This window comes from Neobacillus jeddahensis (assembly GCF_000612625.1).
GTDB lineage: Bacteria > Bacillota > Bacilli > Bacillales > Cytobacillaceae > Neobacillus > Neobacillus jeddahensis.
Genome location: NZ_CCAS010000038.1, coordinates 16,627 through 40,823 on the forward strand (window position 1 = coordinate 16,627; position 24,197 = coordinate 40,823).

The following is a 24,197-nucleotide window of genomic DNA, read 5'->3' on the forward strand; positions in this document are numbered from 1 at the left end:
TAAAAAACCGATGGTCCTGTGAAACAGCGGCGGACCCTCGGTTTATATTCTTGATGGTTACTCTTCAATGTGTAACCCGTATTGAAATTTACCAGTGTCGACTTGCTTTTTCCAGACGATTTTGGCTGTAAAGGGAATACTATTTTCTAACTCAATATTGAGACATGTTATGACTGTGTTTAATGCAAAGTCAGCTTCAGTCACGATTCTTAAACCATTATTACTTGCATCGTTTAGCTCGGCCCTTTGGGAAACGGGTTCAACAATCATTAATTGAATCGTCGTATCGAAGTCAACTCGCCCATATTGTCGTCGTTCATCGCTCATTTTTATTCCCCTCGCTACAGTGAAAATTTTGATTAGGTGGTAGGAATGTCCTATGTTAGTAACATTCTACTGGCAGAAAATAAAATGTACAAGCGCAATTTTAAAATTTTCTGTCTTGACACAAAATCTACAAATTTAGCAGTTACGCTCACCTAAAGATAAAGGAGGAGAACAGATTGAGTTTACAAATTTACCAAGATATTGATCGTGATCAGGCTATCGTTTGGATCAACGGAATAATGGATATTACCACTGTAGATGCCTTCCATAGCAAAATAGAACAACTGCCAGTGATTACCTCCTTGCTGTTGGATTTTAGCCAATTGGAATTTATTGATTCGACTGGTATTGGCGCAATTGTCGAATTAGTTTATCTCTCCCAGGAAAAAAACTTTGCTTTGGAATTCCGCGGGATAGATGAAAATATCCAACAAATATTTGACGTTCTCGGCCTGTTTACAATCATCGAGACTCTAAAGAAGGAGGGAGTATAGTTGAACTTTCGTAACCGCTCCTCCTTTCCAGATGATGAGGGAAATTTACATGATGAAATACAGACCTTAAAAAGAGAAATCAACTTAGCGAGAAATATTCAGTCCAAGCTCCTAAATGCCGAAGTTCCAAAACTAAGTTCCGGTGAGGTTACGGGGAGATCCATCCCAGCACGTTTGATTGGTGGAGATTATTTTGACTTTTATCCGTTGGCAAATGGAAAAGTCCGGATTGTCATCGGCGATGTGATGGGGAAAGGGATTCCTGCCGCGATGTTAATGATCTTAACCAGAGGTGCCTTCCGAAGTGCGGCCGTTAGCACAACTGGTCCAGGGGAAACATTAACAGCCATGAATAATGCCCTATATAGAGATTTGCGTTCGTTACGATCGTTTGTGACCGTCTTTTGTGCCGATTGGGATCCAGAACAGAGAATACTTACTTTTGCTAATGCAGGCCATCCACTCCCGCTTTTTCTTGGAAAAAGTATGGTTGAGGAGCTGCCAAGAGTAACCGGTGTAATGCTGGGGGGATTGCCGAATCAAACCTATCAGGAAAAACATGTCCATCTTAACGCTAATCAATATATTTTATTTTATACTGACGGCATTGTGGAAGCGCAAAATCAAGCGGGTGAGCAATTCACGATTGAGCGGTTGAAAAACACATTGCTCAAAAACGAAGGCAAGGATGTTGGCAATGTTGAAACAGCCGTAGTAGATGCGGTTTTTGATTTCATAGGGGATAAAACTCAAAAGGATGACATTACCATGGTCACCCTCCGTGTTGGAGAAGATCGGACAGATATTTCCAGCTTTAATGCACCAATGATTTACTCGTAAAGGGGTGAGAAAAATGAGTGAAGGAATTGTTGCAAAAGGTAAAAATTCACAAGAGGCAATTGAGAATGGTTTAGAAAAAATGGGATTATCAGAATCTCAGGTTGAAATTGAAATTGTTCAAAACGAAACGGCAGGATTTTTAGGGCTAATTGGTACAAAGCCGGCAATCGTCCGCATAATAGCGAAGAAAGAGAGTGGTGCGGACAGGGATTTAAAGAATATTTCCTCATTGTCCAGCTCGAATGGGCTAACCGGTGATACGGAGAGATCCTTCGGACAGGTTTGGGTCACAGATGGTCAACTATTCTTTAAGGAAACGGCAGCCCATTTTCCAACGATTACACCGCCAAAAGAGGTTTCTTTTTATAAAAATGGCAAGTTAATACGGAAAACAACGGCCCTCATGGAAAAGGATGAAATTGAAGTAAAGCTCCCAAGTGAAGACAAGGAGCCAGTGTGGTCGATTGTGTTTGATTCATTAAAGATAACAGCGTCACTTACCCTCGAACCAGGCTATAGGCGCAGGTATCGTCTCATCGATCAAGAGCCTCGTCAGCATCTTACCCTTGAATTGGCTGTCGACGAGGAGGTCATCAATCCGCTTCGATTACCGGAAATTGAAAAAAGGATGAAGGAATTAGGTATTCAAACAGGTATTGATCGAGACGAGATACAAAAGGCACTCGAAGCAAGAGAGCCGGGAGTTTTTATCATCGCTAGAGGGATTAATCCCGAGCGGGGAAAAGATGGCCGTATAAAGTGTCTTTTCAAAACAGAATGGAAGAATCATATCCCAAAGCTTGTTGAGAATGGAGACATTGACGATCGTACCCTTGTTACCATTCCGAGTATTTATAAAGGACAGCTCCTTGGCATCATCTATCCCCCTTTACCTGGCAAACCGGGTTTGGCTGTAACGGGTGAGGAAGTTCCTCCCGTGGAATCAAAGTCCATCCTGGTCCTAACGGGAAGAGGTGTGGATTCCATTGACGAAGGGAAAAAACTCGTAGCGGTTGCAACGGGACGCCCTTTTATCGAGACCGAAGGGCATGTGACAAAAGTGTCCGTCATTCCTCGACTGCGTCATTCAACAGATGTGGATGTCACTTCAGGGAGTCTGTCCTATTTTGGTGATATCGAGATTCTCGGGGATTGTAAAGAAAAGATGACAGTAGAAGCGATGGCAGATCTCCTTATTCATGGTTCGGTCCAACAATCCAAGATTACAGCTGAAAACAACGTAATCATTTGTAAAAATGTCTTGAACAGCAATGTGATTGCCGGCAGACGGAACCTAATGATGGTGGAATTGGCCAAGCTGATGAGGAGGTTAATCAAGGATTTACATGGGTTTAAAGGAGCGGTAGAACAGATTTACTTGTCACCGGTTTTTAAAACCTCTGATATAGCAAAAATGGGCTTGAGCTCCTTGATTCGAATTTTGCTAGAAAAAAAATTCAAAGCCCTACCGGTGTTAATTAATGAAATCAGTGAATTGGTGACCATAGCAGATCAAATGCAAATTCTTGACCCTGAATATCGAGAGATTCAAGCTGATTTAGTTTGTGGCTTCATCAAGCTGGTGCCGACACAATTTAGAAAACCAGATGATATTGCCGAGCTGCTCCATAGGGTGGAAGAAGTTCTGGAGACAAGCACTGTTTCTCCAGAATCGAATGCCCATATTATGATTCCATATACGATGAATAGTGAACTTTATTGCAGTGGGGATATCACGATTGTTGGAAAGGGATGCATCGATTCAACCATTCAGGCCCAGGGGAAAGTCCTAATCCAGGGAGTGCTTAGAGGGGGGAATGTTTTTGCAGCTAAAGGGGCTATAGTCAATGAAACAGGTAGCAAAGGGGGCAAGCTTACGGCTATTGAGGTCCCTGTTACCGAAATGATTCAAATCCAACATGCCTTGGAGGGAACCATTATCAAGATTGGCAACCACATCCACCAATTTGCCCATCCAACTCAAAATGTGTGTGCTAGAGTAACGAACGAAGGCCGACTACTATTGTTTTGATTTTTCTACTGGAGGAGAGAGAATATGTTTGATTATAAGATGGTCCGTGAGGGAGAGCTGTCGACAGTTTTCTTTAAGGGAGACATGGATATTGAAATTACAGAGGTAATGGAGGAAGAAATTCTTCCAGGTTTACAACATGTTCAACAGGTCGAACTCAACTTTGCAGCTGTTTCTTTTGTTGATTCTACTGGGATTGGCTTATTAATGAACCTTGTCCAATATTTAAAGGAACAAGAAATTAGCGTTACGGTTACGCAATTGAGCGAGCAAATTCTTGAAGTGTTTGATCTCCTGCAAATTCCTGATATATTGGGTCGGGAAGTTTTCCCTATCTATTCAATTGAAAATGACTGAAATGGCTAACCAAGTGGGGGTGGCTGGGCTGGTCTATATAGATATATAACGAAGGAAACGTGGGGTAAGTCTACGTTTCCTTTTTGAATAGACTGTAGTTTATAAGTAATCAGTGAATAATCATCTAATCCAGTTTAAAGGGAATAGTGGGGATAGCGGAGAATAATGTTAGATTAATAACTTTTTAGAGGAGGAATGGGAGATGGATCTGCGTTATCCAATCGGTCAATTTCAGTTTGCTGGGGAGTTGACACCAAGTTTGATAGAGGAATGGATCAGGGACATTGAGGTGTTACCTAGTCTATTACGAGAGACTGTTAAAGATTTGTCGGTGGAACAATTAGATACTCCTTATCGCGCTAGCGGGTGGACGGTTCGTCAAGTGGTCCATCATGTCATCGATAGCCATCTGAATGCCTATCTTCGGTTTAAACTAGCTCTGACAGAGGAAAATCCTGTCATCAAGCCCTATGAGGAAGGAAAATGGGCGGAGCTGTCCGATTATCAGCTGCCGGTCGAGCATTCACTTGTTCTTCTTGAAGCACTCCATATCCGCTTGGTCAACCTATTGCGCAGTCTAACGCCTGCTGAGTGGGAAAGGACTTTTATTCACCCCGATTCAGGAACGGTGTCAGTAGGGAAAAATATCGGCATGTATGCTTGGCATGGGCAACACCATTTGGCCCATATTCGCACCCTGTGTGAGCGTAACAACTGGTAACAAAAGACGATTGGTTTCAGATCGTATTTTACAAGGTAGGGGGTAATCGAGTGAAAACCATTATGGCCATGTTTGAGCATGTACACTGGGCCAATCTACGTATTTTAGAGATTATGAAAACGATTGAAGAACAGAAGCATGAAGCCAAGCTGTTATTTTCTCATATTTTGCTCGCAGAGGAGGTCTGGATTCGGCGGATTAACGGTGGAGACAGTTCACCCCAGGCTATCTGGAATGAGTTAAGTGTGGAGGAATGCTGTAAGCTTGTGGAAAGAAATAAGCAACATTTTTCTGAACTGTTAGCCGTTTTAACGGAAGAAGATGCTGAGCGGATCATTCACTATAAAAATAGTACGGGTACGGCATTTACGACGTCAATCAGGGATATTCTCACACATGTTGCCCTCCATGGTCAGTACCATCGTGGGCAAATTAACCGTTCATTGCGCCAGGGAGGTCGCGAACCGATTAACGTAGATTTTATTATGTACATCCGCTAATTGTGTCTACGTTTCCTTTTTCGAAGAAACTTAACTAGAAAGGCTCCAACTCAAGTCAGTCAAATGACTTGAGTTGGAGCCCTATTTACATATAGAGTCTTGTTTATTTCTCCATCAACCATTCTACAACCATTTTTGTTTGGTCATCGCTAATAAGATGACCGGGCATCTTGTTCGTACCATCCGTAATCAATTTCGTTAATTGCTTGTCGGTATATTTTTTCGCCATCCCTGTTACTGGTGGCCCAACAGCTCCCTGTAGATTTCCACCGTGACATGCTGAGCATTTCGCTGCGTAAATAGCATCGCCATCCTTCAATGTATCGTTTGCTTCGTTTGATGAACAGCCTGCTAACACGAATAGGGTCAACGCAATTAAGGTCCAAAGTTGTTTCATCGTTTGTGCCTCCGTTTTTATGATTTTAAAAATTTCTAGGCATCGATGTGAGTACCCTTAATGGATATTTTCATTATGTAGTGCCTATCACGATTATAAAGTGAATTAAGATGATAATAGTGGTAAAAACATGAAGATTTTCTTACATTTGAGTGAATAAAACATGGACGACCACCCTCCGCTGTTTTCTTGATTGTATCTTCAAATGAAGAGTCAATAAAGAAATGAAATGATTTTAGACTAAATTGTGAAGGATATTTATGGGAGTGCTTTTTATCGCCCAACCATATTGAAAAAACAAGAGTGTCACTTTATACTTAGTGATAATGATTATCATTCTTTTTATCTTACTTGATTGAAAAAGAAAGAGGAACGGGTAGCGAGTTTTTAGAGTTAAGGATGGGGAACGAGATGAAAGTATATGATGTAACAATTATTGGTGGCGGGCCCGTTGGTTTGTTCACAGCTTTTTATTGTGGAATGAGAGAGATGGAGACGAAGGTCATCGAATTCTTGCCGTTTGTGGGTGGAAAGGTGTCATATTTTTACCCAGAGAAGGTGATCCGTGATATTGGCGGGATCCCGGCAATTGCGGGCGAGGATTTGATTCGCCAGCTTGAGGCCCAAGCCAAAACGTTCCATCCGACGATCGTCCTGAATCAACAGGTTTTGGGAGTGGAAAAGGTAGAGGATGGTACGTTTGTGTTAACCAGTCATACTGGTGAACGACATTATACGCGAACGGTTATCCTAGCGACAGGATTTGGTGCCTTAAAAAGTGCGAAACTGGAACTGGAAAATGCCTGTCACTATGAGCAAAAAAGTATTTTTTATGATGCAATCGATACAAGTTTGAATTGGACAGACAAGCATGTGATGCTTGTGGGGGGCGGAAATTCTACTGTGGATTGGGCCATTAAGCTCCTCCCGCTTGCGAAGCAGGTCACCGTTGTCCATCGTAAAAATGAATTTGCTGGTATTGGCCGAAATATTACCTATCTAAAGGAATCCGATGCGACGATATGGACCCCGAGTGTGTTGGATGGGTTACATGGGGACGATGTGTTAACAAGTGTGACCGTGAAGAATTTGGAATCAGGTGAAAGGCAGAAAATTGAAGTCGATGCCGTTCTCGTCAATCATGGCTTTTCCATCGATGGTGGGCATATGAAGGAATGGCAGTTGGAGTTTGTGGGAAGCAATATCAGCGTTGATAGTGGAATGGCGACCAATATTCCGGGAGTTTTTGCAGTTGGGGATATTGTGACCTACCCTAATAAACTTCATTTAATTTCGGGTGGATTTGCCGAGGGACCAACCGCTGCCAATAGCGCAAAAGCGTATTTACAACCAGGAAAAAAATTGAAACCACTCTACTCGACCACATACGAAAAACTACAGAAATAATAGTCTCGTGAGATCAACCTTAAAAACTCTGAAAATAAGCCCCCAGGCTCTTCTAAGCGGAAGAAAAGCCTAGAGGCTTCAGATTGTCGACAAAAGGCATCGAGAGGACTCCCCTCTCGGTGTTTTTTGTCATTTTTGGATAGGATTGCGGTTAAAATACGTTGATTTCCGCTCCGGGCACTTGCTTTCCGGGGGGCAGGCGGTGAGCTTCCTCGTCGCTGACGCTCCTGCGGGATCTCACCTGTCCTGCTAATCCCCCAGGAGTCAAGCGCCCTCCGCTCCAATCAACTAGTTTGGCTCACACTCAAGCTGGTTGCCATTTTCTTTAAATTCATGACAGCATATGTATTGTATGAAGACCATCTTAATCAACACTACGGGGCCGATGCTTGGACGACCAATCTCTGAATATAGGTTTTCAACCAAGGGATAGATGAATGAAAAATTCATGGCAGACTCCAGCTTGCGCACTAAAGGATATTTTAGGAACTAATTGATCAATTGTCAGCATTTCTAATTGTCCACGTTCATTTGATTGGTTTCTCGTCATCATGGTACGTCACCTCGAAAATTAGTTTATCTACTGTTTTAACCAGTTGAAGTTGATTGGAGCGGAGGGTGGCGACTCCTGCGGGAAAAGCGGGAAAGTCGAGACCCTGGACTGAGCGTAGCGAGGGAAGCGGCTCGGCCCCGCCCGCGGAAAGCGTCCACCCGGAGCGGAAATCAACCTGCACTATTTACCTGTTTCTATTCTAAAAGAAAAAAGACTGTAGGCACTCGAAAATTTTCGAGTTTGTCTACAGTCTGTAGCCTAGGGGCTTATTTTTTCTATTTTCATAGTGAAAATGCCGGGATGGGTGTCAGGCACCAAATCAACTTTATTTTTTGAATAACAGTGGAATTTTTTTGATATTAGACCCAATTTCGACATTATATGCTAATATCAAAGAAGGACTATTTTTTTACATAATTTTTCTAAGGCGGCTAAATAATGGGGAATTTCCAATGAGCATGTTCAAGGATATATCTGTTAAAACATGGATTATATTAGTGTTTTTTTATTTGTTTCCTCCTGTGTTGGATTATATAGATTTTCAGGATCAAAGTTTACAAAATGTTTTTTGGTATTTTTATCTTATTCCCGCATTAATTATTGCCTTTCATAAAGGAAGCAAATATGGTGGATTGGCTACAGCCGTGTCTTCCCTGTTTTTTCTAATGGATCAATCCTTATTACAACCAGAGGGAATAAGTAAACAAGAAGTCATCATCCTTTTTGAAATGACAACGATTAATTTGCTCGTCTCGCTTTTCGTCGGATACCTTGTGAAAAATAATCGATTAAGACGGATCGAATTATCGAAGGCCAATACTTTGCTTGAGAGTGTGTTTCACCATCTCGATATCGGGATTTGGTCGATCGGAAAAAGGGAAAACTTCCTCATTTCAAAAGGAATTGAAGATATATATGGCATGTCGCGTGAAAAGGAGCTACGTGATCACCATTTTTGGAAAAAATCGATCCATCCTGATGATCTCGTCATCGTGGAGCAAATTGATCAGAAATGGAAAGCTCTGGAGGACTATGAATACGAATATCGGATCATCCGATCGAATGGGGATATCCGTTGGATCCGGGATCGCGGTATTCCTGTTTTTAGTGAGGATGGTAAGCATGTCAGGTATGATGGGACCAACGTAGACATCACCAAACAAAAGGAACTAGAAATTGATTTGAAGGAGTCGGAAGAACGATACAAGACCCTTGTCGAGAACTCCATTGTAGGCGTATTTATGGTTCAAAATATGGAATTGGTCTATGTGAATCCCTGGTTTTCCACAATGCTCGGTTTGACCAAGGAAGAATTACTTGGCACAAGGCTGACAGAATATTTGAACGAAGCGGATCGGAACCGCATCATTTCCCATTTTCAATTATTGTTAGAGGAGAAAGAAGCACATTTCATTGATTTGATCCAAACAAATGATCTAAATGGCGCGGTTAAATACCTTGAAATTCAAGCTAGATTAACCTCTATGGATGGAGACACAGCGATTATTGGGGTAGCAATAGATGTAACCGATAAAAAGAAGGCCAATGAGAAATTAGAATACGTTGCCTATCACGACCCGCTTACAGGGCTTCCGAATAAGCATTATTTGATGGATTTATCGAACCAGTATTATCAATCTACCAGTCTTGGAAATCCTGGTTATATCCTATGTTTAAATCTCGATCGCTTTAAGTTAATCAATGATTCCTTTGGACATCGGGTCGGTGATCAACTTATTACCCTTGTAGCAAACAGAATCGCAAATTGTAGTCTATCGGTGGGAAAGGTGCTTCGAGGTCAGGGAGATGAATTTATTGTTTATTTGCCAGATACAAATGAGCAGCAGGCATTGGCCCATGCGACTACATTATTAGACGACCTATCGAAGCCTTATTATTTAGCAGAACAGGATATTCGGATTACCGTCAGTATCGGGATTGCTCCCTTTGAAATGAATGAAACTTTAGAAGATCTTGTTCAAAAGGCGGGCTCAGCCCTGCATTTTGCCAAGGATTTTGGCGGAAACCAATACCAGCTCTATTCTTTGGAAATTGGGAAGCAAGTGAACCGTAGGCTTCAGCTCGAACAGCGATTGCGCAAAGCCCTCGAAGAAAACAATCTGTCCGTTGTCTATCAACCGAAACTGCACTTATTCTCGAATCGTATTACCGGTATGGAAGCTTTAATCAGATGGAATGATCCGATTCTTGGTGCGGTGTCACCGGTTGAATTTATCCCGATTGCCGAAGATACGGGCTTGATCATCGCAATTGGGAAATGGGTGCTGGAAACAGCCTGTAAACAAACAAAGGAATGGGAGCGAAGCGGGTATCCACCCATCCTTGTCTGTGTAAATATTTCTAGTAGGCAGTTTTTGCAGGATGATTTTGTTAAAATGGTTGAACAAGTTTTAAAAGAGACTTCGTTATCGCCTGAGAACTTAAATTTAGAAATTACAGAAAGTATTGCGTTGTATAATATCGATGATGCAATTGAAAAATTGCTGCAAATAAAACAATTGGGCGTGAGTATTTCACTCGATGACTTTGGAACGGGATATTCGTCGATGAGCTATTTGAAGTTATTACCGATTGACTTTTTAAAGATCGATCGTGCTTTCACGAGTGGAATTTTTAAGGATAAAAACGATTTAGCGATTATTGATTCGATCATTTCATTGTCGCATTCCTTAGGGATGAGAGTTGTGGCAGAAGGAGTAGAGGACGAGAATCAGCTAAATGCCTTATCGAATCTAAGCTGTGACGAAATTCAAGGATATTATTATGCGAGGCCGATGCCGGTTCCACAATTTAAAGAATTCTTAGATGAAACAATGGTCGGCATGAGCAGCTATCTGATCGAAAAAGAGACAAATGAGTAACAATAAATGCTTCTTTCAAGTTTATGAATGGACACACATAACCTAAACAAAAAGTAAAAGCACCGCTCAATGGAGTGGTGCTTTTACTAGTTGCTGTCATTTTTACTATTAATGCATTTTCACCCAATTTCTTGCTATAATGGCAAGTGGAAAGCGTTAATATTAAGGATATGAAACAGGGAGGGTCTTCCCACTATATGAAAATTAAAGTAATCATTGCAGATGATAATTCATTTATTCGAGAAGGTTTGAAAATCATTCTCTCTACATACGAAGAATTTGAGGTGCTCGACACCGTGAATGATGGGAAAGAGGCCTTGGCGTATTGCTTGCAACATAAGGTCGATCTTGCCCTGCTCGATGTGCGCATGCCCAATATGAACGGGGTGGAAGCAACGAAGCTTATTACAGAGCAAACGTCCACCAAGCCGATCATCTTAACGACCTTTGATGATGACGAGTATATTCTCGATGCCATTAAAAATGGAGCTAAAGGCTATTTATTAAAAAACAATGACCCTGAACAAATTCGTGATGCCATGAAAAGTGTTTTTAACGGTAACAGCATTATCCAGGATGTGATTTTAGAAAAAATAAAGTCCAATTTAGCGGCAGCGAAGGAACCAGAAACGAAAATGGATCTTAGCCTGTTTACCGAGCGGGAACGGGAGATCATGGCCTTAATTGCCAAGGGCTATTCCAACAAAGCGATTTCTAAACAATTGTTTATTTCCGAGGGGACAGTCGCCAATTACATCACCTCGATTTTAGGCAAGACTGGACTTGAGCACCGCACGCAGATTGCGATTTACTATCTCACCGGGAAAGTCGACTAAAATGGAGTTTTGGATCATCTTTACGAAGCTGACCTTGATCCTGTATATTGCCTTTCAATCTGTCCAAGCACATATCAGCCACATCTCATGGATTGTTCTCACGATACTGCTCTATTTTTGTGTCAATATTACGGTTTATCTTTTTAAAAATAGCATCATCAAACAACTGCTCCTGATTCTATCGATGGGTCTTTCCATTTGGGCCTATTTTGTCGTGAACCCAGTGTTTAGTTTGCTTTTTCCGTTATCGATGGTGGAATTGGCGGCAGGATTAACGGAGAAAAAATGGGTCCTGTTGATTCTTCCACTTGTCCCGATTCTTTATATCGATGAGATGCTTAGGCCGCTATACGGTTTAGTCGCGATCCTTTCCTTTATGATTTTTACGTTCACATCAACGTATAGTAGGATATGCTTGAAAAATGAAGCGTCATTAGATGCGATGCGGAAAAAGCTTCAGAAGGTTACGAAAGATTTAAATGAAAATACAGAATACATTCGGCAATCGGAGTACACCTTTAAATTAGAGGAACGGAATCGAATTTCACAGGAAATTCACGATAAAATTGGCCATTCCATGACTGGGGCCCTTTTTCAAATGGAAGCGGCTAAACGGTTAATGGAAACAAATCAACCAAAGGCAACGGAGCTTCTGCAAAATGCCATTCACATTTCGAAGGATGGCATCGAAAATATCCGGATGACGCTTAAAAATATGAAGCCCCCGACCGAGCAGGTTGGGATTCATCGCCTAAAGCTGTTAGTGGAGAATTTTAATACGAAGCAATCCATCAAAACACTGCTTACTCATGAGGGGAATCTTGATATTATCACATCGATTCAATGGAAAATTATCCATGAAAATGTTATGGAGGCGCTAACGAATGCGATGAAGTACTCGCATGCTTCACAGGTTTCCATCGATTTGAAGGTGCTAAACAAAATCATCAGAATAGAAGTGCGGGATAATGGGGCGGGAACGGATACTATCAAAAAAGGCCTAGGCATTATTGGTATGGAAGAACGTACCGCCGCTCTGAACGGCAAAATCATTGTCGACAGCAGCCATGGTTTTTCCGTCACCACGCTCTTGCCGATTCCCTCATGAACATCTCACATCCACAATATGAATATTCTCATGCGAAAAGAATGAACGATTGCACTTATAGCGTTCATTCTTTTTATTTATACTTGAAACATAAAGAAACTTCACTAGGGGTGAAAACATGAATGTATTAGAAATTAAGAATTTAACGAAAAAATTCGGTGATTTTATTGCTGTTGATAATATGAGCTTAACGGTGGCGGAGGGAGAAATCTTTGGGTTTCTTGGCGCAAATGGGGCAGGAAAAAGTACCACGATTAACATGATTGCTGGTCTCTTGCGCAGTAATGATGGAACCATTAGTATTCTTGGAAAAAATAATGCCAAACAAAGTCGCTTTGCCAAAATGAATATTGGGATGGTGCCACAGGATATAGCGATTTATGAGGATATGACAGCTTATGAAAACGTCAAATTCTTTGCCGGACTATATGGTCTGCGTGGAGCGGAGCTCAATGAACGCGTCGTGGAGGCGCTTGAGTTCGTAGGCCTTCAAGATAAACATAAAAGTTATCCAAAAAGTTTTTCCGGTGGGATGAAACGACGCTTAAACATTGCCTGTGCTATTGCCCATCGCCCAAAGTTAATTATCATGGATGAACCAACCGTTGGGATTGATCCACAGTCCCGGAATTACATTCTGACTTCTGTCCGGAAGTTAAACGAAATGGGCTGTACGATTATCTATACCAGCCACTATATGGAGGAAGTCGAGGAGATCTGTTCGAAAATTGCCATCATTGACCATGGCAAAATTATCGCGGAGGGCACGAAGGAACAGTTGAAATCGATTATTACCAATACGAAGGATGTCTGGATTGAAGTGAAAACAACGGAAAAGGTGAATCTTGCGGCCATTCAAGACATCAACGGCGTAGAGGCTGTTTCTGTGGATGAAAATTTTATTAAAATCAACTCCGATACAGGTGTTAACAACTTAAACAAAATCCTTGAGCACTTTATGAACAGTCATATCGAAATCCGCTCCTTACAGGAAAAGGCACCAAATTTAGAGACGGTATTTTTAACGTTAACAGGCAGAAATTTACGTGACCAATAAGAAAGGGAAAGGAGTTTTTTTCTTTGAATATAATCAATATGGCTTGGAAGGGAATCAAAACGGATTTTCGTGATATCCGCACCTTGTTTTTTATGTTAGCCTTCCCTATTATCTTAATGCTTGTGCTTGGAACAGCACTTTCAAATGCGTTTACGACCACACTTCCGATAGATGATATCGATGTCTTATATAAGGATACAACGGACGGTGCGGCCTTACAGCAGTTTATTCAGCAGGCTGATCAATCAGGGATTGAGTTTAAGAAAGTGACGATACACACCGATGGTAAAAAAGAAGTGAAACAAGGAAAATACACGGGGTATGTAGAAGTGACGGAAGAAGGGGTCGAACTGTATGTCAATTCGGGTGACAGCATAGGCGGAAATATCCTCCAAGGAATGCTCTCTTCCTATGTCGACAAGTACAATATCTCCTCTGAAATCATGAAGGTGGCCCCTGATAAATTGGAGCAGGCCTTCTCCGGTGGGAAACAAACGAATTTTATTAAAGAAACCTCGGTCAATCCCACTAAACAACCAGGTTCAATGGATTATTATGCGATTGTGATCACGTCGATGATTGTTCTTTACGGGGCGATGTCGTCAAGCTCATTAATTGTTGGGGAAAGAGTAAGAAAGACAGCCGATCGTTTAATAGCATCTCCTGTCAGAAAAAGTGAAATCTTTATCGGCAAAGTCCTGGGGAGTCTCGTTAGTAATAGTTTATGCGTTTTGCTAGTCGTCCTGTTTAGTAAACTATTTTTCAAAGCCAACTGGGGAGACCATATGGGTCTGGTATTTTTAGTGCTACTAGCAGAAGTTATCTTTGCTGTCAGTCTGGGAATCGGTGTAAGCTTCCTAGCGAAAACAAGTGCGGCCCCAAAGGTGATCATCATGCTGTTTGTCCAATTATCATCCTTCTTTGGTGGAGCCTATTTCAAACTGGAAAATCCAGAGGGCATTTTTAAGTTTATCACAGATCTTTCTCCGTTAACTTGGATCAATTCGGCATTAACGAAAATCATCTATGCAAATGACTTTTCTGCTGCCATCCCGGCGCTGACGATCAATTTGGTAGGGGCCATTCTATTCTTACTTATATCTATCGTCTCATTACAAAGAAGGGAGGGGCTATAATGAAGGATATCCTCTGGTTAATACAGAACACGCTTAGTGTGACGTTTAGAAAGAAGAAAAATATTGTTATGTACCTTTGTATGCCTCTCGTCGGAATTATCATTGCCTTGCTTGCTTATGGTGGAAATCAAGGAACTACTCTAAATGTGGGGATAGTGAATCATGACAATAGCGAAATCACAACGGATACCATCCAGTTTTTAGAGGGATTAGATAACGTGGAAATTTCTAAGATTGCCGCCAAGGATATGAAGGATAAAATGACCTCGGGCAAACTGGATACGGTTATTACGTTTGAAAAGGGATACTCAGACAGTGTCCTAAAGGGGCAGCCTGATCATATTCAACTGACATCGATTAAAGGGGCAGCCATTACAGGTTACGTAAAATCTTATTTATATCAGTTTATCGATAATCTTTCGACGATTAGTAGAGCAGCTGATGGGAATGAGCAAACCTTTAAGCAATTGTATTCAGCCTATCAACAGAAGGACTTCAAGCTTGGCACACATTCTTTAGAAAATGCAGCTAGAAGTAAGAACATGACGAATCAAACCATTGGCTTCCTCATTATGATTATGATGCTATCCGCGGCCAATATGTCCGAAATCATCTTGTTAGAAAAAGAAAATCGTACTTATTTTCGCTTACTTTCGACGCCGATTAATGCGCGAAAATATTTACTCGCGAATGTCATTGTCAACATGATTATCATGACCATGCAAGTGCTTATTACACTAACGGTCATGAAAACCATTTTCCATATTGGCCTTAACGTGTCATTTGTGGATGCATTCTTTGTCATGTTATTATTCTCATTCATTGCTGTGGGTCTATCGTTACTGATGATTGCCTTTTCAAATAGCCGCAGTGCTGCGAGTGCTTTACAAAATTTAATTATTACACCGACCGTTATGCTCTCCGGGTGCTATTGGCCAGTGGAGGTCATGCCAAAAGGATTGCAGAAAATCGCTGACTTTTTGCCGCAGCGCTGGGCGCTTGATACGTTAACACAACTACAAGAGGGTCAGTCCTTTAGCAGCCTGTATTTAAATTATGCGATTCTCTTCGCCTTCGCGGCTGCCTTTTTCTTAATTGCCGTTTATAAATTCAGCCGAAATAATTCAACCCAAAATTTTGTGTAAATAGTGGGGATGAAGCACGAAACAAGAAAAGGAGGCTGGCTCGAACGTCATGTACTTTATGACAGTTGAGTCAGCCTCTTTTTATTTATAAACTTTTATGATACTTGCTGTACTTCTGATTGATGGACTAATTGAATATTAAAACGATTTTCCTTCTCTTTGATTTCCCAATAGCCTGAAGTGTACTTATAAATGACCGTATATAGTTTTCCTTCATATCTCACTACTTCCATTTTTCAACCACCCTATCTAGAATATACTTGAGTGATATATATATATTCCTGATCCATCTATTAATTCCAAATTATTTAGGAATTGCCGTCAATTGTTGTCGTAATTTAGAAAAATGCTGTGTTCAGTAAGGAAGGAATAAAGGGAATTACACATTATCTCAAGAATACAAAATAGAATAAGCTATGACGAAGGCCCGGAGGTAAAGACCTTACATCATAGCCGATTTCTTATTCTTAGTAGTAAGGGTAGCCTCCGCCGCCATATGGATACGGTGCAGGGTAGGGGACTGGTGTGGGGTATGGTGCTGGATAAGTAGTTGGATAGGAAACAGGGTATGGATACGGGTATCCCCCTGCCGATGATAAGGCTCCAACCGTTAATCCACCTAATACGCCTCCGAGAAATGGTGCACCAAAACCGCCATGTCCATGATGTGGGTACCCACCACCGTGGTGTCCACCTCCACCGTGATGCCCACCTCCGCCGTGATGCCCTCCATGGTGACCGCTAAACTGCCCACTAAATTGTCTTTGATTCATCATGCTCATACATCTCCTTTTTCACATTCAGCTATTCCTTCATGTTCTGTTGCAAAGAAAGAATTCTTACTATCTGTAATGTATGCATGATATTTGTCCGATGAATGGGCGGGCGTCTTACACTTTTCAAGTTACGTTGTTCTTTGCTGAAAATGAATAGGCATGGTCAATGATTTGGCACTTGGATAGAAAAAAGCATCCTGATCTGCATCAGGATGCTACGACTTTCGCTGTTTCAATTTTTGCTGTAACTGATTTAACTGCTTCATCAGCTGGCTATATTCATCAAGTTCAATGTGGCAGGATTGAATTTCCTGACCTACCTTCTTTGTGATCGCCTGCTTTTCAGCATGAGCCTTCTCTTCTAACAAAATGAACACCCTTCGTTCATCCTGTCTGGAACGCTCTTTTCGCAGCCAGCCATTTGCTTCCATTCTGGTAATCATCGGGGTTAAGGTCCCAGTGCCGAGTGACAGCGTCTCACCTAGATCCTTAAGGGTGATACCATCCTGTTCCCATAAAGCCAAGAGAACCAGGTATTGCGGATAGGTTAATCCAAAGGGATGGAGCACACTCGTATATAACTTGGTGAATTCACCTGCAGTTTCATAGATAGCAAAGCATAGTTGCTTTTTTAATGTGAAGAAGTCGTGCACACTATCACCTATATTTTTCATTTTCCCAATCAGGGTGAAGGACTACGATAATAATTTTATAATATCCTGTTCCATTTTACTCGGTTCCGTTGTCGGTGCATACCGATCATATACCTGACCGCTAGCGTCCACAAGGAATTTCGTGAAATTCCATTTGATATTTTTGAGGAGTAAGCCTTTTTTCTGATCCTTTAAAAATGTAAATAAGGGATCAGCTTTATCTCCGTTCACGTCGATTTTGGCAAAAATCGGAAAGGTGACACCGTAGTTGACTTGGCAAAACTGAGTGGTTTCATCAATATTATCAAATTCTTGATTGTTGAATTGGTCGCAAGGAAAACCTAAAATTTCTAAATCTTGGTCTTTATATTTTTCATATAAGGCTTGAAGTCCTTTAAATTGAGGCGTAAATCCACATTTACTAGCAGTATTCACAATAAGTAATGTCTTGCCCTTGTAATCCTGCAAGGATTTCGGCGCACCGTTGGTCATTGTAACAGTAAAGTCATATACCGTTGTCACTGTTTATTCCTCCATTACCAAGATAGTTTGGAACACATATTTAAATCGTCTACGATTTAATCGTACACGATTTAAATAAAAGATGCAAATTTGTTACTGAACTTAATGGGGGAGTGGTGCTAATCCAATTAGTTATCGCGAAGAATTGGCTGGTCAATGACATCGGTGTCGAGCGTTGTCGTTGAATTGACGCCATTAATTGTTACGATCTGTGCCCCCGAATTGGAAGCACCTGAACCATGTGTCGTCTTAAAGGCATTTTTAGGGGAAACAAAAACAGCCCCGCCAAATTGGACAACCCCTCCACTTACGGTATCAATTTTCACTTGCCCAGGTATTAAAGACATTTGGAAACATCCCTTGTTGTTTAGTTAATCCAACTTATGCAAGCTAACCTATTTTTGTTCGTGAGGATCCTTTTTTTAGAAAGATAAGAATGTATAAATTTTGACTTTGAGAATGGTCCAGCTCAAGAAGCCATCGGCTCGAGGTCACAAGCGGGTCCGTCGAGAAGGTTAAAGACGAGAAGCATGAAGTCGCGGTACCTGGCCTCGCTCTTATCGGTTTTGAGATCCGGTTAAGCACCCGATCTGATAAATAGACGGAAAAATTCCGCTTATTTAGGAATTATCATCAAAATTAGCCAAAATAGACGGAAAAATTCCGCTTATTGACTCGAAAAACGTGAAAATGGGGGGATTTTTTTTGCATAAGCGGAAAAACTCCGCTTATTTACCCCCGAAACGGGCCCCATTCTGTATTTAACCGGAAAAACTCCGCTTATTACTTTCGTTGGTTACTCAATGGATGTGGCTTATCCTTTCACATTGGCCTTTTCACAACTCCCAGCCATGTTTTCATGTGAAAAATGTGGTGGAGAAATGGACCCGGAGTATGATAAAGGAGTTCATGGAATAGAGCACAAATTATCGGATATTCACATAACAAAGACTAAGATAATGCTCAAGATTGATTTTTAACACTCTGTTGATTGGAGCGGAAGGTGCTTGACTCCTGGGGGATTAGCGTTACAGGCGAGACCCCGCAGGAGCTTGCGACGAGGAGGCTCGGCGAACGCCCCCCCCGGAAAGCAAGCACCTGGAGCGGAAATCAACAGACTTTTTTGACAGAGCCAAACCAAAAAGGACCGGGCGGTTTTTGCCCGGTTTTTCTTATTACTCTGTAAACCGTTCAAAAGAGTGATCCATGACGATAGAGCAGGCGCCTAATGCGGGGGCGTTTTTTCCAAGCGAAGACAGCAATAATTCATAACTGTTATTCAGTTGATCATACATGCGTGATGATATCGAATTTCGGATCGAGTTCAACACCATCGGCAGAGCCTCTACCAGTTCGTTGCGGATAATCACCGCCTGTGGATTAAAGGTATTGAGGATACTGGTTAACCCTACCCCTATATAGAAACCGAAATTTTGTAGCTCCATTAATATCTCCGGATCATTTTGGTTAGCGAGCTGAATGATCTCTTGATGGGAGACTAGCGCCTGTTTATCGTGGATGGAATGGAGCAGTGCTTTTTCAGAAGCATATAATTCCCAACAGCCACGGTTACCACAGCTGCATTTGAGCCCATTTAAATCAATGGAAACATGCCCCAATTCACCGGCAAACCCATTTACTCCTCGGTATAAATCATTGTTAATGACGATTCCGGTCCCAATCCCAATTCCGACACTCACATAAATCAGATTTTCATAATTTTTTGCCGCCCCGAATACTTTTTCACCATAGGCCCCGGCATTGGCCTCATTTTCAATAAATACAGGGACTGTAAATTCCTGTTCGAGAAGTGCCTTCAGGTCAACCTCATAATCCCAGTCAATGTTTGGCGTGAAAATGATCTTCTGTTCTGTGTTGACAAGGCCTGGCACACATAAGCCAATGCCCATTAACCCATAAGGGGAGTCTGGCATCTGCTCGATTAATTCCTTAATGATCGAAAATAAAACATCCTTGTTGAAGCCAGATGAAGATTTCACGATGGGATTATAATGGTCAAGGACAATGTTCCCTTTTAAATCTGTTAAGATGGCATTTAAATAATCGACACCAATATCAATGCCAATCGTATAGCCGGCATTCTTATTAAAAACAAGCATCACGGGCTTTCGGCCACCGCTTGATTGTCCCTGGCCGATTTCGAAGATCAGATTCTTTTCTATTAATGTATTAACTTGGGAGGAGACAGTCGATTTATTTAATCCGGTTATTTCCGATAATCTGGCCCTTGAAATAGGTGAATTAGCGACTATTTCCTGTAAAACAATTTTTTGATTGATTTTTTTTACTAAAGTCTGATCTGCAATTATCATATGCTAACCCCTTGTTTGTATGGTATTTAAACTAAGTCTTACAACCGATTTTTAGTAGTATTCTCCTATTATAAAGGATTTTTCATCGAATATATACATAAAATGTTCAAAAAAAAAGCTTGATTAAAGCGCTTTAATTTTATAAGATGTAATTAAGTTAGTTTATTGGAACAACAAACTAATAGAAAAACATTTATTGTAGCCAGATAACTTTTTTTACTAACTACCATTTCAGGAGGGAATAAACATGATACAAACAATGACGAATAATTATTTTGGAAGCGTAAACAAGGTGGTATTTGAAGGAAAGAATTCTAAAAATCCGTTGGCGTTTAAATATTATAATCCCGAGGAAGTAATTGGCGGCAAAACAATGAAAGATCTTCTACGTTTTTCAGTAGCCTACTGGCATACCTTTACAGCTGATGGAACAGACCCATTTGGTGCTGCTACAATGGAAAGACCATGGAATCACTTCACTGGAATGGATTTAGCGAAAGCCAGAGTGGAAGCAGCATTTGAACTGTTTGAAAAATTAGGCGTACCATTCTTTGCCTTCCATGATCGCGATATTGCACCAGAAGGAAAGAATTTAAGTGAAACGAATAAAAATTTAGATACTATTATTGAAATGATTCAAGATTATATGAAAACAAGTAATACGAAACTATTGTGGAACACAGCGAATATGTTTACGAATCCTCGCTTTGTTCATGGGGCAGCGACAACTAATAATGCGGACGTATTTGCCTACGCTGCAGCACAAGTGAAAAAGGGCTTAGAAACAGCAAAATTACTTGGTGCCGAAAACTATGTATTCTGGGGCGGCCGTGAAGGCTATGAAACTTTATTAAATACTGATTTAAAACTTGAGCTTGATAATTTAGCAAGATTTATGCATATGGCGGTTGATTATGCGAAAGAAATCGGCTATACAGGACAATTCTTAATTGAGCCAAAACCAAAAGAGCCTACGACTCATCAATACGATACAGATGCAGCGACAACAATTGCTTTCTTACATCAATATGGTTTACAAGACTACTTTAAATTAAATCTTGAAGCAAACCATGCTACACTAGCTGGCCATACATTTGAACATGAATTACGCGTAGCTAGAACAAGCGGTCTTCTTGGTTCTGTTGATGCAAACCAAGGAAACCCACTACTAGGCTGGGATACAGATGAATTCCCAACTGACTTATATTCTACCACTCTTGCTATGTATGAAATTTTGAAAAATGGTGGTCTAGGTAAGGGTGGCTTAAACTTCGATGCAAAAGTAAGAAGAACATCTTTTGAAGTAGAAGATCTTGTCCATGCACATGTGGCAGGTATGGATGCCTTTGCAAGAGGCTTAAAAGTCGCTCATAAATTAATCGAAGATCGTGTCTTTGAAGATGTGATTGCCGATCGTTATAGCAGCTTCACAAAGGGCATTGGCCTTGATATCGTGGAAGGCCGAGCTAACTTCCACACCCTTGAAGCATATGCACTTAACAATGACACCATTAAAAACGTATCCGGTAGAACAGAGCGTTTAAAGGCCATCTTAAATCAATACCTTTTAGAAGTATAAAACATCAGTCCTTCTTAAAGGACCCGTCAACTAAAAGAGCGTGAACATTTGTTGCGGGTCCCTTCTTTTTGAGTAACAAGCCATTATCGAAAATAAAAGGAGGATAAAGATGGGGGCGAGGATGAAAGATAACGGACTACCATTCTATTGAATTATTTGAAAGCGCTGTAATAATAGAATGGATGTTATTTTTCTAAATAGGCTGGCTGTCTTTAACTATTACGATGGAGCAAAAGAAGAACTCATTTTATTTATTTGGAATCACGCTGGTAGCTGCTATTGGCGGCTTGCTATTTGGCTATGATACAGCCGTTATTTCTGGGGCTGAGGAATCATTAAAAGTTTATTTAATTGATAGTTTGCACTTAGGAGCATTCATTCATGGAGCAACAATCTCTAGTGCATTAATTGGTTGTATTATTGGGGGCTTCATTTCCGGTATTTTTGCCTCAAGATTTGGCCGAAAAAATTCACTCATTATAGCATCAATCTTATTCTTAATATCGTCCTTAGGGGCTGCTTACCCAGAGTTTTTATTTTTCAGCAAAGGGGAACCAACGATTGGCCTGTTAATCGCGTTTAACCTTTATCGTATTGTAGGTGGAATTGGCGTTGGCTTGGCTTCGGCTGTTTGCCCGATGTATATCGGCGAAGTGGCTCCGGCACATGTCCGCGGCCGGTTAGTATCGTTTAACCAGTTTATGATTATTTTGGGGATGCTAATTGCCTACTTTGTTAACTTCTCCATTTCGAGTGGAGAAACACAAGCATGGATTAATGATATTGGTTGGCGATATATGTTTGCTTCGTGTGCAGTTCCAGCCTTATTGTTCGGAGTGTTTTTATTAATGGTGCCTGAAACACCTCGCTACTTATCATTAAAAAATCAAGATGAAAAGGCACTGTCTATCCTTGCGAAAATAAATGGCTCTGCCGCAGCAAAATCCATTCTGCAACAGATTAAACAAACGGTTGATGTGTCATCAGCTAAACTATTTACATATGGAAAAACGGTTATCGTGATCGGCATTCTGTTGTCTGTGTTCCAACAGTTTGTAGGAATCAATGTGGCCTTATATTATGCTCCTAGAATTTTTGAAAGCATGGGGGCTGGGAAAGATGCTTCCATGATGCAGACGACAGTGATGGGACTTGTTAACGTGGTCTTTACACTTGTGGCGATTATGACGGTTGATAAATGGGGACGTAAACCATTGTTAATCATTGGTTCGATTGGTATGGCTCTAGGTATGTTTGGGGTTGCGGGCATGGCCTATGCTGGCGTCATTGGAATGGGTACATTAATCTTCATTATTGTTTATACGGCTTCCTTTATGATGTCATGGGGTCCAATTTGCTGGGTATTGATTTCTGAAATTTTTCCAAATAATATCCGCGGTCGCGCCGTGGCCATTGCGGTTGCCGCACAATGGGCTGCGAACTACTTAATTTCTTCTACTTATCCAATGATGATGGAATATAGTGGCGCGTTAACTTACGGTTTTTACGGCTTAATGAGTGTGCTTTCAGCCATCTTTGTGTGGAAGTTTGTGCCTGAAACAAAAGGCAAGACGTTAGAAGACATGGAAGGTGCCTGGAAAAAGACTGCTTAATCAAAACAGAACGCTATCCTCTAGCTACATGAAGGGTAGCGTTTATTTATCTAAAAATCATTCGGTGAAATGTGAGGAGATACACATGAAATATGTGATGGGGATTGATTTAGGAACAAGCTCAGTTAAAGTACTACTCGTTGATCAACAAGGAACTGTTCACTATTCTGTTTCGAAGGACTACCCGCTTATTCAACAGCAGCCGGGCTACAGCGAACAAAATCCAGAAGAGTGGGTAGAGCAAACAACGAAAGCCCTCCAACAGTTAGTCCAGGAAGCAAATGTACACCCCGATGAGATTGAGGGGCTTAGTTTTTCCGGACAAATGCATGGGTTGGTCTTGTTAGATGAAGAGCATCTTGTTATTCGGAATGCGATCCTTTGGAATGACACCAGAACGACTCCGCAGTGTAAGAAAATTGATCAGCAATTAGGCGGAAAGCTGCTTGAGATCACCAAGAATCCAGCGCTCGAAGGCTTTACCTTACCAAAGATCCTTTGGGTAAAAGAAAATGAGCCGGAGAACCTTGAAAAAACAAGTGTCTTTTTACTACCTAAAGATTATTTGCGCTATCGGTTAACAGGAAAAATCAATATGGATTATTCAGATGCGGCAGGTACACTTATTTTGGATGTAGTGAATAAATCATGGAGCGCCGACATCTTAAGGACTTTTGAAATCCCAGCGTCCATTTGCCCGCCATTAGTGGAAACAGAAGAATTAGTCGGGACGATTTTGCCAGAGGTGGCCGAACTTACCGGTTTATCGGCCAAGACAAAAGTATTTGCAGGTGGAGCGGATAATGCTTGTGGTGCCATTGGGGCAGGGATTTTATCAGAGGGAACAGCCCTATGTAGTATCGGAACCTCGGGGGTTTTCCTTTCTTACGAGAATGATAAGAACAAAAATTATGGCGGGAAGGTCCATC

Annotated in this window: 24 protein-coding genes and 1 pseudogene; 16 read left to right on the forward strand and 9 right to left on the reverse strand. The window is 41.2% G+C overall.

Going from position 1 to position 24,197, the window contains the following annotated elements; translation table 11 throughout:
• Positions 1-57: 57 nt before the first annotated feature.
• Entirely contained in the window at positions 58-327 is a 270-nt protein-coding gene (locus TY15_RS15605; RefSeq protein ID WP_040203685.1) for a PilZ domain-containing protein, read from the reverse strand.
• Between the two features lie 176 nt (positions 328-503).
• Here TY15_RS15605 and TY15_RS15610 point away from each other — a divergent pair, with 176 nt between their 5' ends.
• The 6 genes from TY15_RS15610 (at position 504) to TY15_RS15635 (ending at position 5,271) form a co-directional block, all read left to right on the forward strand.
• A complete protein-coding gene (locus TY15_RS15610) occupies positions 504-821 on the forward strand; it encodes an STAS domain-containing protein (protein WP_040203687.1) in 318 nt (105 codons plus the stop codon).
• Complete coding sequence (locus tag TY15_RS15615) at positions 822-1,661, forward strand: PP2C family protein-serine/threonine phosphatase (RefSeq protein WP_040203690.1); 840 nt, start codon at positions 822-824, stop codon at positions 1,659-1,661.
• A gap of 13 nt (positions 1,662-1,674) precedes the next feature.
• Positions 1,675-3,693 carry a FapA family protein gene (locus tag TY15_RS15620; RefSeq protein WP_040203692.1) on the forward strand — a complete coding sequence of 673 codons (2,019 nt, stop codon included), beginning with the start codon at positions 1,675-1,677 and terminating at the stop codon, positions 3,691-3,693.
• A gap of 24 nt (positions 3,694-3,717) precedes the next feature.
• On the forward strand, positions 3,718-4,050 hold the full coding sequence (locus tag TY15_RS15625) for an STAS domain-containing protein (protein ID WP_040203694.1): 333 nt from the start codon (positions 3,718-3,720) through the stop codon (positions 4,048-4,050).
• Positions 4,051-4,252: 202 nt separating this feature from the next.
• A complete protein-coding gene (locus tag TY15_RS15630) occupies positions 4,253-4,771 on the forward strand; it encodes a YfiT family bacillithiol transferase (RefSeq protein WP_040203695.1) in 519 nt (172 codons plus the stop codon).
• 50 nt (positions 4,772-4,821) lie between these two features.
• Positions 4,822-5,271 (forward strand): DinB family protein, encoded by a 450-nt coding sequence (locus TY15_RS15635; protein WP_040203696.1) that lies wholly within the window; start codon positions 4,822-4,824, stop codon positions 5,269-5,271.
• A 103-nt stretch (positions 5,272-5,374) separates the two neighbouring features.
• Here the strand turns inward: TY15_RS15635 and TY15_RS15640 are convergent, their stop codons facing one another.
• Positions 5,375-5,668 (reverse strand): c-type cytochrome, encoded by a 294-nt coding sequence (locus TY15_RS15640; protein ID WP_052353808.1) that lies wholly within the window; start codon positions 5,666-5,668, stop codon positions 5,375-5,377.
• A gap of 399 nt (positions 5,669-6,067) precedes the next feature.
• Here TY15_RS15640 and TY15_RS15645 point away from each other — a divergent pair, with 399 nt between their 5' ends.
• Positions 6,068-7,075 carry an NAD(P)/FAD-dependent oxidoreductase gene (locus tag TY15_RS15645; protein WP_040203698.1) on the forward strand — a complete coding sequence of 336 codons (1,008 nt, stop codon included), beginning with the start codon at positions 6,068-6,070 and terminating at the stop codon, positions 7,073-7,075.
• A 342-nt stretch (positions 7,076-7,417) separates the two neighbouring features.
• Here TY15_RS15645 and TY15_RS24355 read toward each other — a convergent pair.
• Positions 7,418-7,628 (reverse strand): annotated as a pseudogene (locus TY15_RS24355) (transposase); the annotation flags it as partial.
• Between the two features lie 452 nt (positions 7,629-8,080).
• Between TY15_RS24355 and TY15_RS23255 the strand changes: the two are divergent.
• The 6 genes from TY15_RS23255 to TY15_RS15675 all read left to right on the forward strand — a co-directional run bounded on the left by TY15_RS23255 (position 8,081) and on the right by TY15_RS15675 (position 15,792).
• Positions 8,081-10,510 carry a bifunctional diguanylate cyclase/phosphodiesterase gene (locus tag TY15_RS23255; protein WP_052353809.1) on the forward strand — a complete coding sequence of 810 codons (2,430 nt, stop codon included), beginning with the start codon at positions 8,081-8,083 and terminating at the stop codon, positions 10,508-10,510.
• Positions 10,511-10,707: 197 nt separating this feature from the next.
• A complete protein-coding gene (locus TY15_RS15655; RefSeq protein ID WP_040203699.1) occupies positions 10,708-11,346 on the forward strand; it encodes a response regulator in 639 nt (212 codons plus the stop codon).
• Position 11,347: 1 nt separating this feature from the next.
• A complete protein-coding gene (locus tag TY15_RS15660) occupies positions 11,348-12,454 on the forward strand; it encodes a sensor histidine kinase (protein ID WP_040203701.1) in 1,107 nt (368 codons plus the stop codon).
• A 118-nt stretch (positions 12,455-12,572) separates the two neighbouring features.
• On the forward strand, positions 12,573-13,511 hold the full coding sequence (locus TY15_RS15665; protein ID WP_040203703.1) for an ABC transporter ATP-binding protein: 939 nt from the start codon (positions 12,573-12,575) through the stop codon (positions 13,509-13,511).
• A gap of 23 nt (positions 13,512-13,534) precedes the next feature.
• The gene (locus TY15_RS15670; protein WP_040203704.1) at positions 13,535-14,647 is read left to right on the forward strand and encodes an ABC transporter permease; all 1,113 of its coding nucleotides are present in this window, start codon (positions 13,535-13,537) and stop codon (positions 14,645-14,647) included.
• On the forward strand, positions 14,647-15,792 hold the full coding sequence (locus TY15_RS15675; RefSeq protein ID WP_040203706.1) for an ABC transporter permease: 1,146 nt from the start codon (positions 14,647-14,649) through the stop codon (positions 15,790-15,792). The genes TY15_RS15670 and TY15_RS15675 overlap by 1 nt, the downstream gene beginning before the upstream one ends.
• A 95-nt stretch (positions 15,793-15,887) precedes the next feature.
• On the opposite strand, the gene TY15_RS24360 is transcribed toward TY15_RS15675, so the two are convergent.
• The 6 genes from TY15_RS24360 to TY15_RS15705 form a co-directional block, all read right to left on the reverse strand.
• Positions 15,888-16,025 carry a hypothetical protein gene (locus tag TY15_RS24360; RefSeq protein WP_157042266.1) on the reverse strand — a complete coding sequence of 46 codons (138 nt, stop codon included), beginning with the start codon at positions 16,023-16,025 and terminating at the stop codon, positions 15,888-15,890.
• Positions 16,026-16,259: 234 nt separating this feature from the next.
• Complete coding sequence (locus tag TY15_RS15680) at positions 16,260-16,565, reverse strand: hypothetical protein (protein ID WP_040203739.1); 306 nt, start codon at positions 16,563-16,565, stop codon at positions 16,260-16,262.
• Between the two features lie 218 nt (positions 16,566-16,783).
• Positions 16,784-17,221 carry a MarR family winged helix-turn-helix transcriptional regulator gene (locus TY15_RS15685; protein WP_040203707.1) on the reverse strand — a complete coding sequence of 146 codons (438 nt, stop codon included), beginning with the start codon at positions 17,219-17,221 and terminating at the stop codon, positions 16,784-16,786.
• 42 nt (positions 17,222-17,263) lie between these two features.
• Positions 17,264-17,743, reverse strand: a complete 480-nt coding sequence (locus tag TY15_RS15690; RefSeq protein WP_040203709.1) for a glutathione peroxidase — start codon at positions 17,741-17,743, stop codon at positions 17,264-17,266.
• 128 nt (positions 17,744-17,871) lie between these two features.
• Positions 17,872-18,090, reverse strand: coding sequence for a spore germination protein (locus tag TY15_RS15695; protein ID WP_040203710.1), 219 nt, complete (start codon positions 18,088-18,090; stop codon positions 17,872-17,874).
• An 828-nt stretch (positions 18,091-18,918) separates the two neighbouring features.
• Entirely contained in the window at positions 18,919-20,076 is a 1,158-nt protein-coding gene (locus TY15_RS15705; protein ID WP_040203716.1) for an ROK family transcriptional regulator, read from the reverse strand.
• Between the two features lie 247 nt (positions 20,077-20,323).
• On the opposite strand from TY15_RS15705, the gene xylA reads away from it, so the two are divergent.
• The 3 genes from xylA to xylB form a co-directional block, all read left to right on the forward strand.
• Positions 20,324-21,655 carry a xylose isomerase gene (gene xylA / locus TY15_RS15710; protein ID WP_040203718.1) on the forward strand — a complete coding sequence of 444 codons (1,332 nt, stop codon included), beginning with the start codon at positions 20,324-20,326 and terminating at the stop codon, positions 21,653-21,655.
• 224 nt (positions 21,656-21,879) lie between these two features.
• Positions 21,880-23,268 (forward strand): D-xylose transporter XylE, encoded by a 1,389-nt coding sequence (xylE, locus tag TY15_RS15715; RefSeq protein ID WP_040203720.1) that lies wholly within the window; start codon positions 21,880-21,882, stop codon positions 23,266-23,268.
• Between the two features lie 85 nt (positions 23,269-23,353).
• A partial coding sequence (gene xylB, locus TY15_RS15720; protein ID WP_042374977.1) for a xylulokinase occupies positions 23,354-24,197 on the forward strand: 844 nt, incomplete at its 3' end.